Below are 13,711 nucleotides of genomic sequence, written 5' to 3' on the forward strand. Positions count from 1 at the left end.
TATGAGAGTAGGGACGCGACATGTGGAAGGCATTTTTATTAGTAATTATAGTTTCTTTTTTAATTATAAGTTGGATCTTAGTTTATGTAGCTAATGGTGTTACATCAGTTTTTGTTTGGTGGAGTATACAGGCTTTTAGTTTTATTTCAGTTTTCCTCTTGGTAGGATCAGTAATAATATTTTTTTGGAAAGGCATTTTTAGAAAGCGGATAGATAGAACGCTATTTTTAATCATTCTGTTTTCTATCATTGGAGCTTGGCCTGTCGGTTGGTTTGCTAATATAGGTAGAATTGCTTATCCAGCAGATATACAATCGATGAGTCCTAAAGCAGTAGTTCGTTTTCCTTTGAATGAGCGAGCATTAATAGGTTGGGGTGGTGATCGGTTAGAAATGAACTATCACGTTATAAAACCAAATGAAAGGTGGGCATATGATATTCTCATTCCACCTGCTGAAGTGAAAAGTAGTAAGTTAGAGGATTACGGAATATATGGAGCGAAAGTAATGGCACCAGCTTCTGGGACGGTTGTATCAATTAATAATAATGAACAAGATTTAGTTCCGGGATCGGATAATTTTCAGTCAATGGCTGGGAATCATATTTATTTACGACTAGATGAAACGGGCACATTTTTAATTCTTGCCCATTTAAAGAAAGGATCAATTAATGTGAGAGAAGGACAACATGTAAATGAAGGAGAATTTCTTGCTCAAGTCGGTAACTCAGGAAGTTCAAGTGAGCCGCATTTACATATTCATCATCAAAGGCAAGATCCGTCCAAGGTAAGTATGTTTTTTGCGGAAGGATTGCCACTTTACTTTCGAACTGAAAATGGTGTCATGATGCCGGAAAGAGGGATATACACAAGTGGTAACTAGAAGAAAATCATTTCATCCAAAAAGGGTACTCCAAATTAAAATTGGAATACCCTTTTTTCATTACCCTACAAATGTTTGATACAGTAAGAAGATATTTAAAACGATAACGAGTGCTGCAATTATCCAAGCGATAAATGTTGTTATACGGTGGTTAACGAGTGCACCCATAATCTTTTTGTTACTTGTAAACATAATAAGTGGCACTAGTGCAAATGCAATACCGAATGATAAGACGACTTGGCTCATGACTAGAGCGTAAGTTGGATTTACACCTAAAGCGATAATAACTAATGGTGGAATCATTGTAATAAATCGGCGTAAGTATAACGGAATATGCATGCGAATGAAACCTTGCATAATAATATCACCCGACATTGTACCGACAGAAGAGCTAGATAGTCCTGCTGATAAGAGCCCAATTCCAAACAAAGCAGCTGATATAGGACCTACTAAGTTGGTAAATTGAGTGTAAGCAACATCTAAATCTTCAACGTGCAAGCCGTTTTTAAAGAATAGTGCAGCAGCAACAATTAACATACTTGCATTAATTGCTCCAGCAATAACCATTGCAATAATAATATCGATAAATTCGAAACGAAAAATCTTTTTCTTTTGTTCATCATTTGTTCCGACCACGCGGCGTTGTGTTAATGCAGAATGCAAGTATATTGCATGCGGCATAACTGTCGCACCTAAAATCCCTGCTGCAAGTAATATACTGTCTACACCTTGGAATTTTGGAATAAATAGTCCTGAAAGAAGGGGACTTAATTCTGGTTTTGCATAAAAAACTTGAATCCCAAAAGCAATTACTACAATGAAAATCATTCCTGTAATAATAGCTTCTAGTGGACGAAATCCTCTACGTTGAAACTCAAGAATAATAAATGATCCGGCTGCTGTAATTAAAGCGGCAGGTAGCATCGGGATTCCAAATAGTAAGTAAAGTCCTAATGCAGCTCCAATAAATTCCGCTAAATCTGTAGCCATAATAACTAGTTCACCTTGTATCCATAAACCGATAGACACAGGCTTTGGAAAGTTTTCACGAGCTATTTCGGGTAAATTGTTTCCTGTAGCAATTCCTAATTTAGCTGATAAAGTTTGGATTAATACAGCCATTAAGTTAGAAGCGAGTATAACCCATAATAGTAAATATCCATATTGTGAACCAGCTGCGATATTTGTAGCAAAGTTGCCAGGATCAATATAAGCAACGGACGCTATAAAAGCGGGTCCTAAAAATGGTAACAGTCTTTTCCAGCCTTTTGTTTCTCCACTTAAAGCTAAGTGAGCTGATTGTACGGTTGTACTTTCAGAAGGGAGATGTTCATCTTTTGTTATATCTTTATTCATAGTAGTTTTCCCCTTTAAAATGTTAACTTGATGAAATTATTTTATTTATTCTTACTCATTATTTCAATACATTTAGATATGTTATGTGATAATTTCATTTGAACACGAAAGTTTCCTTAATGCAAATTATATGCCTTTATGCAATGGATGGTGTGATAACGTAAAATAAATTGGGAGTTTATGGTGTGATGACGTGGAGAAACATAATAAATTAAAGGGTCAATTTTGAAATTTATGTGAACATAAAGCCGATAATCCAGCATATTAATTGATGGAATTGCATTTGTATGATATATAATATATTGGGATTACAACATAACCATAGTGTTTTGATGTGTAATCTTGTTTTTTATTTTTGTTAACTGATAGAAAATAGTATAAAGAAAAGAAAATGGGATTCATTTTCTTATTATATATGTTTTGATATGAACGTTAACTTATACATGATTTTAAAAATTAGATAGGTGGTAGAAATACATTGGCAACTACAAAACCATACAGAGTATTACTATATTACATGTACACAACAATTGAAAACCCAGAAGAATTCGCGGCAGAGCATTTAGAATTTTGTAATTCACTTGAATTAAAAGGAAGAATTCTTGTGGCGAAAGAAGGTATTAACGGAACTTGTTCTGGAACTGTAGAACAAACAGAGAAATACATGGAAGCAATGAACAATGATCCACGTTTTGACGGTATCGTATTTAAAATAGATGAAGCTGATGGTCATGCATTCAAGAAAATGCACGTGCGTCCTCGTCCAGAGTTAGTTACACTTCGTCTAGAAGATGACATTAACCCACACGAAATAACTGGGAAGTATTTAGAGCCAAAAGATTTTTATGAAGCAATGAAACAAGAAGATACAGTTATCATTGATGCACGAAATGATTATGAGTTTGATTTAGGTCACTTCAAAGGTGCGATTAAACCTGATATCGAATCATTCCGTGAATTACCAGATTGGATTCGTGAAAATAAAGAAGTACTTGAAGGTAAAAAGATTTTAACTTATTGTACAGGCGGAATTCGTTGTGAGAAGTTTTCTGGTTGGTTAGTTCGTGAAGGCTATGAAGATGTAAGTCAGCTTCACGGCGGAATTGTAACGTACGGAAAAGACCCAGAGGTACAAGGTGAGCTTTGGGATGGACAATGTTACGTGTTCGATGAGCGTATTGCTGTACCAGTAAACCAAAAAGAACATGTTATCGTTGGTAAAGACCACTTTACAGGTGAACCTTGTGAGCGCTATGTAAACTGTTCAAATCCAGAATGTAATAAGAAAATTTTATGTTCTGAAGAAAACGAAGCGAAATATTTACGTGCATGTTCTCATGAATGTCGTGTAAGTCCACGTAACCGCTACGTAATACAGCATGAATTAACGGAAGAGCAAGTAGCTGCTGCATTAGAGCAAATCGAAGCAGGGAAGTAAACTGAATTCGTATAATAAAAGGGGTACTCCAAGTTTAATTTTGGAGCACCCTTTTTTTATTATCCGGTCCTGTTATTTGTCGGTTTTTGTCGGTAAGTCGATATATTAAAAAAATTGCTGATATATTTCGAGTTGCGCCGATATAATGGGAAAATCGCTGATAAAAATCCACTTACTGCAGCGGGCTAAGAATTTGAAAATAATCTTTTTTAATTTTTATCTTCTTTCTCTTTAACGGCAGAAAGTACCGTTTGTTTTACCCAAACTTTTCTTCGTTTATGTTGTAGACCCCATTGGTATAAACTTTGGGCTCCTAAAATAAGTGAAATGACAATGCCGCTAATCGCAATTAATAGAGCGAAAAATTCAAGAGGTGACGATATTTTGTTTGAATCGGTGTTTCTTAAAAGGTCAATCATAGTAAACCCTAACATTTGGCCCACTACAGAGTAGAGCGTTAAAATTAATAATAAAAGGCTATCTTTTTTAGAGGCGACATTTTCTTGATATTTAAACAAACTATCAAGATTTTGTTTCGCGTTCGAGTATAGAACCTCAATATTAAAAAGTTTTCTTAAGCGGAAGAAAATATCTTCACTCTGTGATTGGGATACTAATTCTAAAGAAAAATAATTAGCAGTGAACGAATTGATCGAATAAATTAATTTCTCTATTTCATTAGTATCTTGTTCAATATTTAGCTCAGCATAGGCGTTCGCCATTTTTAATAAAACAATTTTATGGAATAGGTTTAATAATAAAGCGTAATAAAATTCCCCGTACATTTGACTAGCAAGTTTAGCGATTTCGCGTTCTCCTTCATTTGTTACACATGTAAAAATATGTTCTTCCATTATGAAATAACGATTTGGAGCCCATCTCTGGTAAGCGTGTTTTTTTAAATAGTCATGAATGTAAGGAAGGTTATTTGCGCTCACATATGGCTTACCATCACTTGTTAATCCGGAAAGACTAGAAGTACGATAAACATCCACTTTATTAAGCTCCATACCTTCTTTTAGTGACAATAAAGTTTGGACGTACATTCTTTGGTCTTCGAAGAAAGGGAAGGTTTGAAAGTATGAACTTCTTAATCTCTTCTTTTCAAAGAAATCAGTTACACCATGAAATACATAACCAAAAATGAATTTTTCAACTTGGGAATACTTTTTTCCGTTACATTCAATACAAATAGTCTCATTTGTATCATTTTTAGTTTCAAGTACACGGAAGCGAGCAGCGAATTCGGTTGCTTCAGATAAAGTCATGTTTGGAGCAGTGTTTACTTCTGTTCGAATTGTTAAGAAGCCAAGTTCATAAGGACAAAGTGTGACATCAATAGAGTGTATCTTGAATGGAATTGAAATAAGGTTTGTTGTTAAATGTCCAGTTAAGTTAAGGTCCTTTGAATAACGTTGCAAGCCCTTTTGATGCTCTGAGTGAGGAAAGAGAATTTTATTTGTAAATGAAAGATAGTATGCTTCCATATTTTGATGTGAAACTTTAAACTCCCCATAATATGTATTTTCATCATCGAGATGATCGAGCCGAAAAGGACGAAAATCGTTTTTTTGTAAGAAAGGGAACATCTCTTGTTCATATCCAGCTTTAAACGAAAACGGGAATATAAATTGAAATATAGCTGTTGCTACACCTTTTTCCTCAATTGATTGTATTGCCTCCATCTACATTGTGTCCTTTCCATATATGCTATAGAAACAACATGCCCAAATTTATTTGAAAATAACCACTCTTTTATACTCAATTGAGAGTGAAAATTCAGCTTATTTAGCAGGGAACATGTATAATGTTATGTATACTAAAAGTTATAAAATTGTATTTTGAAAAGGGGGATGCTGTATGCGGATTTTAGTATTAGGCGCTGGTGGAGTCGGAGGATTTTTTGGTGGCAGATTAGTCGAGAAGGGAGAAGATGTCACGTTTCTTGTTCGTAGTAAACGGAAAAAACAATTAGAGGAAAGAGGACTTGTAATCCGAAGTGTTAACGGGGATTTTTCCTTCCGACCGAAATTAATAACGAAAGAAGAGCGAACTTCTCCATTTGATGTTATTTTATTTTCAACAAAAGCGTATCACTTAAACGAGGCAATTCAAGATTTGAAGCCGTTTGTTGGCGAAAATACTGTAATCATTCCATTGTTAAATGGTATCGCTCATTTATCGCTATTACAAAAAGAATTCGGCGAAGAAAAAGTAATTGGCGGTTTATGCTTTATCGAGACGACGTTAAACGATCAAGGAGAAATTGTACAAACCAGCGCTGCCAACAGACTTGTGTTTGGAGAAATTAAGTCTCAAAATTCAGAGAGAGTAAAGCATATTTCTAAAGCATTTTCAGGTACGAAATCTAGTTTTGTTTTAAGTGAAAATATTACGCAAGATATGTGGCATAAATATTTATTTATTACTGTAATGTCAGGTGTGACAACGTTAATGCGTGCACCAATTGGACCAATCCGTGAAAGTGAAGGCGGCCGTGATTTTATCCGTAATGTGTTTGAGGAATCTGTACAAATCATGAGAGTATTAGGAGCTCCAGTAAAGGCTAATATTGCCCAGGAACATATGAAAACGATTGATAAAATTTCGTATGATATGAAGTCATCAATGCAACGTGATATGGAAAAGGGTTCGTTTATTGAAGGGAAGCACTTGCAAGGATATTTACTGGATGTAGCAGAGAAATTTTCTATAGCGGCACCATTATTAGAATCTATATATCAAAATTTAAAGGTGTATGAAGAGATGACCTTTAACAAATCCGTAATAGAATTAGATGTATGAAAAAATAAAAAAGATAGCAATATATAAGTGTATTGCTATCTTTTTTATTTTTTTGTATGACAAATTATTTATTTCTTTTCGTTCTATCTGTCAAATTTATTTCCTGTTCACGTTTACCATATAACTGATTAATTTCATTTGCTACTGCATCTAAATATGAATCGGAAAAAATAGGCTTCTTTTCTTTAGACATATGGGTCTCCTTTGCGGATTTTTAATATTCATTATGTATATTTCTCAGCGGATTATGCGCAATCATTTTAATTTTTTTCTTATTAAAAATTTTTGTTTACTTTTTGAAAATAAAGGAGTATTATAATCCACAGTTTCAATTTTCTAAATCGCTGAAACCGCATGGTACGGGGGACCCGTTTTTACGGATTAGTACATAATCCGATGGGGTGAATCCTTGAAAAAGGTAGGGCTACTCATAGGCCCGAATCCGACAGCTAACCTCGTAAGCGTTATATTGAGAAGGAAGGTGGAGCTTGTGCGACAAAAAAAATAATGTCTACAAGTCTATTTCGCTATGGCTTGTAGACATTTTTTGTTTTCTGAAGAAATCGTTTACTGGCTGTAACAAGCAGAAAAGTTCGTACAAAATTATTGGAGAGTGGACAGCATTGGTTTCATCTATTAAAAGATTTTTAATTGGAAGACCGTTAAAATCAACAGAGCTTGGAGAACAAAAGCTTAATAAAACGAAAGCTTTAGCTATTTTATCTTCTGACGCATTGTCATCAGTTGCTTACGGTCCAGAACAAATTTTAATTGCTTTAGCAGGTGTGGGAGCGATCGCTTATTGGTATTCCATTCCGATCGCTGTTGGGGTATTAGTATTATTGACAGCCCTTATTTTATCTTATCGTCAAATTATTTTTGCTTATCCGCATGGCGGGGGAGCGTATGTTGTATCAAAAGAAAATTTAGGGATGAATCCAGGCTTAATTGCTGGAGGATCTTTATTAGTCGACTATATTTTAACTGTTGCGGTAAGTGTATCTGCAGGTACAGATGCGCTAACATCTGCTTTTCCTAGTTTACATGCACATAATGTAATCATTGCGATTATATTTGTTATATTTATTACGATCTTAAATTTAAGAGGAGTAACGGAATCAGCTTCTGTTTTAGCATATCCTGTTTATTTATTTGTTTTAGCCCTATTTATATTAATTGGTGTAGGCATATATAATATTTTGACTGGTCACGTTTCACCAACTTTACACACGCCGATCGGAACGCCGGTTGCGGGTATTAGTTTGTTTTTACTGTTAAGAGCATTTGCATCAGGTAGTTCTGCTTTAACAGGTGTTGAAGCAATTTCAAACGCAATTCCGAACTTTAAAGATCCTGCGCCAAACAATGCTGCAAAAACATTGCTTGCAATGGGTGCATTACTTGCTGTGTTATTTTCAGGAATTGTATTTTTAGCTTATTATTACGGAGTGACGCCGAGTAAAGAAGTAACAGTTGTTTCTCAAATTGCTGAACAAACATTTGGACGTAATTTCATGTACTATTTCATACAAGGTACAACAGCTTTAATATTAATTCTTGCTGCTAATACAGGTTATTCTGCATTTCCTTTATTAGCGGTTAACCTTGCAAAAGATAAATTCATACCGAGAATGTTTACGATTAGAGGAGACCGTCTAGGTTACTCAAACGGTATTATTATACTTGGAGTTGCTTCGATTATTTTAATTGTAGCTTTCCAAGGACAAACAGAACATTTAATTCCGTTATATGCAGTAGGTGTATTTATTCCATTTACACTTTCTCAAACAGGAATGGTATTAAAATGGCTTCGCGAAAAGCCTGAAGGGTGGGCTTTAAGATTAACGGTTAATTTAATTGGTGCAGTTATTAGTTTTATCGTAATGAGCATGTTCTTTTTAACTAAATTTGCACAAGTTTGGTCGATTCTTATTTTCTTACCAGTTATTATCTTCTTATTCCATCGAATTAAGAAGCATTATGATGCAGTGGGTGATCAATTAAGTTTAAAAACTTGCGAGCCTCTTATTCCAATTGAGGGGAATGTAATTGTCGTTCCTGTAGCAGGTATGACGCATGTAGTAGAAAATTCATTGAACTATGCGAAGTCTCTTTCGGCAGATCAAGTTATCGCTGTATATGTTGCTTTTGACAGAGAAGAAGAAAAGAAATTTGAAGAGAAATGGAAGAAGTGGCAACCTGAAGTAAGGCTTGTTACATTACATTCTCATTATAGAAGTATTATTCAGCCGCTAACGAAGTTCATTGATACAGTGCAATATAAGGCAAGTGAATCGAATTACCGCGTTACGGTCGTTATACCACAGTTTATTCCGAAAAAAGGTTGGCATAACATTCTTCATAATCAATCCAGTTTACTCATACGTGCGTATTTACTTTATAAAAGAAATGTTGTTATTACGACAGTTCCATATCATTTGAAAAAATAAGAAGATTTTTTAAGGATAGTTTCATGAAAATGAAGCTATCCTTTTTGTGTATATGCTATGCATAATTGCATACGGGGTTAAAAATTATATCAATATAATTTTGCCGGTTGTTTGCAAGTAGTGTTTTCTGTTGTGATATGTAGATATTTCAATCGATAAAGTGAATCGGATTATATTTTGAAATAAGGACATGAAAGCTTGAAAATAAAGGGAATGAAAATACTTCTTTACGTTATATAAACAGCTGTGTTTAAATGACCTTACAGTACAAAACTTATATGAAAACAAAACGAAATTTCATATTTACGTATGTTGTTTAGTTTAAAATGAATAATATTTTTATGTAATATATTCACTGTGTGAATGTGGGAATTTCGATGAAATAGAAAATTTATACAATATTATTCATACTAAACACATACGAAAAGTTTTACAACAATAAGTAAGTACTGTAGCAATAACAGTTGGGAGAGATGGTTCATACATAGATCACGGTGAGAACGTTCTCTATTTTAACCATCTCAAATTATGGGCAAGAAAATAGAATAATAAAATGCGATAGTAATAGTTGCTAATACATAGGAGGAGTTAAAGTGAAAAAGACTTTAATTACAGGGTTATTGGTTACAGCAGTATCTACGAGTTGCTTCATTCCTGTAAGCGCTTACGCTAAGGAGGGGCAAACGGAAGTGAAAACAGTATATGCGCAAAATGTAATTGCTCCAAATACATTATCCAATTCAATTAGAATGTTAGGATCACAATCACCGCTTATTCAAGCATACGGATTAATTATTTTGCAACAGCCAGACATTAAGGTAAATGCGATGAGTAGCTTAACGAATCATCAAAAGTTTGCAAAGGCGAATGTACGAGAGTGGATTGATGAATATAATCCGAAGCTAATTGACTTAAATCAAGAGATGATGAGATACAGCACTAGATTTAATAGCTATTATAGTAAGCTCTATGAACTAGCAGGAAACGTAAATGAAGATCAGCAAGCAAAAGCAGATTTTATGAGTGCATATGGAAAATTACAATTGCAAGTACAGAGCATCCAAGAGAGTATGGAGCAAGATTTATTAGAGTTAAATCGATTTAAAACAGTATTAGACAAAGATAGTAACAACTTATCAATTAAAGCCGAGGAAGCAATAAAAACACTACAAGGATCAAGTGGAGATATTGTGAAATTAAGAGAAGATATTAAAAGAATTCAAGGAGAAATTCAAGCTGAACTAACTACTATTTTGAATAGACCTCAAGAAATCATTAAAGGTTCTATTAATATCGGTAAACAAGTATTTACAATCACAAATCAAACTGCACAAACGAAAACAATTGATTTTGTTTCTATCGGTACTTTAAGTAATGAAATTGTAAATGCTGCAGATAGTCAAACGAGAGAAGCAGCTCTTCGCATTCAACAAAAGCAAAAAGAGTTATTACCACTTATTCAAAAGTTATCACAAACTGAAGCAGAGGCGACTCAAATTACATTCGTTGAAGATCAAGTAAATAGCTTTACAGAATTAATTGATCGTCAAATTACAACTTTAGAAACGTTATTAACGGATTGGAAAGTTTTAAATAATAATATGATCCAAATTCAAACGAATGTTGAAGAAGGCACGTATACAGACAGTAGTTTACTTCAAAAACATTTCAATCAAATTAAAAAAGTAAGTGATGAAATGAATAAGCAAACAAATCAATTTGAAGATTACGTTACAAACGTTGAAGTACATTAAACAGAAAAATAATTAGCGATATAGGGAGAGAAGAAAAATGACAAAAAAACCTTATAAAGTAATGGCTCTATCAGCACTGATGGCAGTATTTGCAGCAGGAAATATTATGCCGGCTCATACGTATGCAGCTGAAAGTACAGTGAAACAAGCTCCAGTTCATGCGGTAGCAAAAGCTTATAATGACTATGAAGAATATTCATTAGGACCAGAAGGCTTGAAAGATGCAATGGAAAGAACAGGTTCAAATGCTTTAGTAATGGATCTGTATGCTTTAACAATTATTAAACAAGGTAATGTTAACTTTGGAAATGTATCGACTGTTGATGCAGCTTTAAAAGGAAAGGTGATTCAGCATCAAGATACAGCTAGAGGAAATGCGAAGCAATGGTTAGATGTATTAAAGCCACAGCTTATTTCAACGAATCAAAACATCATTAACTACAATACGAAATTCCAAAACTATTATGATACTTTAGTTGCTGCAGTTGATGCAAAGGATAAAGCGACTCTTACGAAAGGCTTAACTAGATTATCAAGTAGTATTAATGAAAATAAAGCACAAGTGGATCAGTTAGTAGAAGACTTGAAGAAATTCCGAAATAAAATGACTTCGGATACGCAAAACTTCAAGGGTGATGCAAATCAAATTACATCTATATTAGCTAGTCAAGATGCAGGGATTCCGCTTCTGCAAAATCAAATTACAACGTACAATGAAGCAATTAGTAAATATAATGCAATTATTATCGGTTCATCTGTTGCGACAGCTCTAGGACCAATTGCAATTATCGGTGGTGCAGTAGTTATTGCTACGGGCGCAGGAACACCGCTAGGAGTAGCATTAATTGCAGGTGGTGCAGCAGCTGTAGGCGGTGGTACAGCTGGAATCGTATTAGCGAAGAAAGAGCTTGATAATGCACAAGCAGAAATTCAAAAGATAACAGGACAAGTTACAACTGCGCAATTAGAAGTAGCAGGATTAACGAACATTAAAACACAAACAGAGTATTTAACAAATACAATTGATACTGCAATTACAGCGTTACAAAATATTTCAAACCAATGGTACACAATGGGATCAAAATACAATTCTTTACTTCAAAATGTAGATTCTATTAGTCCAAACGACCTAGTTTTCATTAAAGAAGATTTAAACATTGCGAAAGATAGCTGGAAAAACATTAAAGACTATGCAGAAAAGATTTATGCTGAAGATATTAAAGTAGTAGATACGAAAAAAGCATAATCGAATACGAATCGTTAGAGCGTTAAGTGTTGATGAATGATTTGAAGCTCCTGTTCAGTTGTGAGCAGGAGCTTTTGATATCCTTATAAAGAGAATAGGTGAAAAATATGCAGAAACGATTTTATAAAAAATGTCTTTTAGCGGTAATGATTGCTGGGGTGGCAACGAGTAACGCATTTCCTTTACATCCTTTTGCAGCAGAACAAAATGTAAAGGTGCTACAAGAAAATGTGAAAAACTATTCTCTTGGACCAGCTGGATTCCAAGAAGTAATGGCACAAACAACATCAAGTATATTTGCAATGGATTCATATGCAAAATTAATTCAAAATCAACAAGAGACGGATTTAAGTAAAATAAGTTCGATTAATAGTGAATTTAAAGGGAATATGATTCAGCATCAAAGAGATGCCAAAGTTAATGCAGCATATTGGTTAAATAATATGAAGCCTCAAATTATGAAAACGGATCAAAATATTATTAATTACAATAATACTTTTCAATCGTATTATAATGACATGTTAATAGCGATTGATCAAAAGGATAGCGGAAAATTAAAAGCGGATTTAGAAAAGTTGTATGCGGATATTGTAAAGAATCAAAATGAGGTAGATGGATTATTAGGGAATTTGAAAGCTTTTCGCGATAGAATGGCGAAAGATACAAATAGTTTCAAAGAGGATACAAATCAGTTAACAGCGATATTGGCAAGTACGAATGCTGGTATTCCAGCTTTAGAGCAACAAATAAATACATATAACGATTCAATTAAAAAGAGTAATGATATGGTCATTGCTGGTGGCGTACTTTGCGTAGCGCTAATAACATGTCTTGCTGGCGGGCCAATGATCGCGGTTGCGAAAAAAGATATCGCAAATGCAGAAAGAGAAATCGCTAATTTAAAAGATAGAATTTCAGGAGCGCAAGCAGAAGTCTTAATTTTGACTGATGTAAAAAATAAAACAACAAACATGACAGAAACAATTGATGCAGCAATTACAGCACTACAAAACATATCAAATCAATGGTATACAGTAGGTGCAAAATATAATAATTTACTACAAAACGTAAAAGGAATTAGTCCGGAAGAGTTTACGTTTATAAAAGAAGATTTACATACAGCGAAAGATAGCTGGAAAGATGTAAAGGATTATACAGAAAAATTACATGAAGGCGTGGCGAAGTAAACAGTGGACTAGTTCTGCTGTTTATTTTTTTATCCTGTTTTTTGTGAGAGTTGAACTTGCAATTATATATAAGTTTGTCATGTGTTTTATCCATGTGTGTATAAAAATCTTCTCGTTATCGCTCCCTTTGATAGAATCTATTTTTATATGGTTTTTTACCGAATTTTTTTAAAATTAAATTTTATAGCTTGATAATTCATTTAAAATGATTTAATCTTATGTCAAATGATATGTTTATCTATCAAAAATGCTTTTGTAAAGATAAAGGAGTGATTGAGAATGTTAAACGCCCCATTGATGGTAAGTCTTTAGGTACAGCAGCATTGAAAAGATTGGGAAGAACTGAGTGAGTTTTCACAATAAAGAACTCTATAACTTTATGTAGTGTTTGATACCCTTCGATTAGATTTTTTGAAAAACAAATCAATATTAATTGAATCAAAGTTTAGAAATTAAATATATGAGTAGTAGAAAAAATCCATTAGTTGTTATCATGTCCTGATAAAAAAATGTAAAAAATAGAAAATGGAAATTCTGAGAAAACCTGTTCAGAAAGTATGGTATGAAAGTAAGTTAGTGAGGGGAATTCAAAAC

General features: G+C 33.8%; 10 protein-coding genes and 1 riboswitch. Of the genes, 7 read left to right on the forward strand and 3 right to left on the reverse strand.

All coding sequences use genetic code 11. The annotated features are described in order from the left end of the window. Positions 1–20 precede the first annotated feature (20 nt). On the forward strand, positions 21–881 hold the full coding sequence (locus tag ACS2QP_RS03770; RefSeq protein WP_000265296.1) for a M23 family metallopeptidase: 861 nt from the start codon (positions 21–23) through the stop codon (positions 879–881). Between the two features lie 60 nt (positions 882–941). On the opposite strand, the gene ACS2QP_RS03775 is transcribed toward ACS2QP_RS03770, so the two are convergent. Continuing rightward, positions 942–2,237 carry an Nramp family divalent metal transporter gene (locus tag ACS2QP_RS03775; protein ID WP_048656561.1) on the reverse strand — a complete coding sequence of 432 codons (1,296 nt, stop codon included), beginning with the start codon at positions 2,235–2,237 and terminating at the stop codon, positions 942–944. Between the two features lie 478 nt (positions 2,238–2,715). Between ACS2QP_RS03775 and trhO the strand changes: the two genes are divergently transcribed. After that, entirely contained in the window at positions 2,716–3,675 is a 960-nt protein-coding gene (trhO, locus tag ACS2QP_RS03780) for an oxygen-dependent tRNA uridine(34) hydroxylase TrhO (RefSeq protein ID WP_000246231.1), read from the forward strand. A gap of 209 nt (positions 3,676–3,884) precedes the next feature. Here the strand turns inward: trhO and ACS2QP_RS03785 are convergent, their stop codons facing one another. Then, complete coding sequence (locus ACS2QP_RS03785; RefSeq protein WP_438882141.1) at positions 3,885–5,360, reverse strand: hypothetical protein; 1,476 nt, start codon at positions 5,358–5,360, stop codon at positions 3,885–3,887. A gap of 175 nt (positions 5,361–5,535) precedes the next feature. On the opposite strand from ACS2QP_RS03785, the gene panE reads away from it, so the two are divergent. Then, positions 5,536–6,480, forward strand: a complete 945-nt coding sequence (panE, locus tag ACS2QP_RS03790) for a 2-dehydropantoate 2-reductase (protein WP_001221912.1) — start codon at positions 5,536–5,538, stop codon at positions 6,478–6,480. 64 nt (positions 6,481–6,544) lie between these two features. Here the strand turns inward: panE and ACS2QP_RS03795 are convergent, their stop codons facing one another. After that, entirely contained in the window at positions 6,545–6,673 is a 129-nt protein-coding gene (locus ACS2QP_RS03795; RefSeq protein ID WP_000031873.1) for a hypothetical protein, read from the reverse strand. Positions 6,674–6,812: 139 nt separating this feature from the next. After that, a riboswitch (cyclic di-AMP (ydaO/yuaA leader) is annotated at positions 6,813–6,959 on the forward strand. A gap of 144 nt (positions 6,960–7,103) precedes the next feature. Between ACS2QP_RS03795 and ACS2QP_RS03800 the strand changes: the two genes are divergently transcribed. The 4 genes from ACS2QP_RS03800 to nheC all read left to right on the forward strand — a co-directional run bounded on the left by ACS2QP_RS03800 (position 7,104) and on the right by nheC (position 13,117). Beyond that, positions 7,104–8,930, forward strand: a complete 1,827-nt coding sequence (locus ACS2QP_RS03800; RefSeq protein ID WP_016122295.1) for an APC family permease — start codon at positions 7,104–7,106, stop codon at positions 8,928–8,930. A gap of 593 nt (positions 8,931–9,523) precedes the next feature. After that, positions 9,524–10,684, forward strand: coding sequence for a non-hemolytic enterotoxin NHE subunit A (nheA, locus tag ACS2QP_RS03805; RefSeq protein WP_438882142.1), 1,161 nt, complete (start codon positions 9,524–9,526; stop codon positions 10,682–10,684). A 37-nt stretch (positions 10,685–10,721) separates the two neighbouring features. Further along, positions 10,722–11,930 carry a non-hemolytic enterotoxin NHE subunit B gene (gene nheB, locus ACS2QP_RS03810; RefSeq protein WP_000162976.1) on the forward strand — a complete coding sequence of 403 codons (1,209 nt, stop codon included), beginning with the start codon at positions 10,722–10,724 and terminating at the stop codon, positions 11,928–11,930. Positions 11,931–12,037: 107 nt separating this feature from the next. After that, the gene (gene nheC / locus ACS2QP_RS03815; RefSeq protein ID WP_078421602.1) at positions 12,038–13,117 is read left to right on the forward strand and encodes a non-hemolytic enterotoxin NHE subunit C; all 1,080 of its coding nucleotides are present in this window, start codon (positions 12,038–12,040) and stop codon (positions 13,115–13,117) included. The last annotated feature ends 594 nt before the right edge of the window (positions 13,118–13,711 follow it).

This window comes from Bacillus cereus group sp. Bce019 (assembly GCF_051781745.1).
GTDB lineage: Bacteria > Bacillota > Bacilli > Bacillales > Bacillaceae_G > Bacillus_A > Bacillus_A cereus.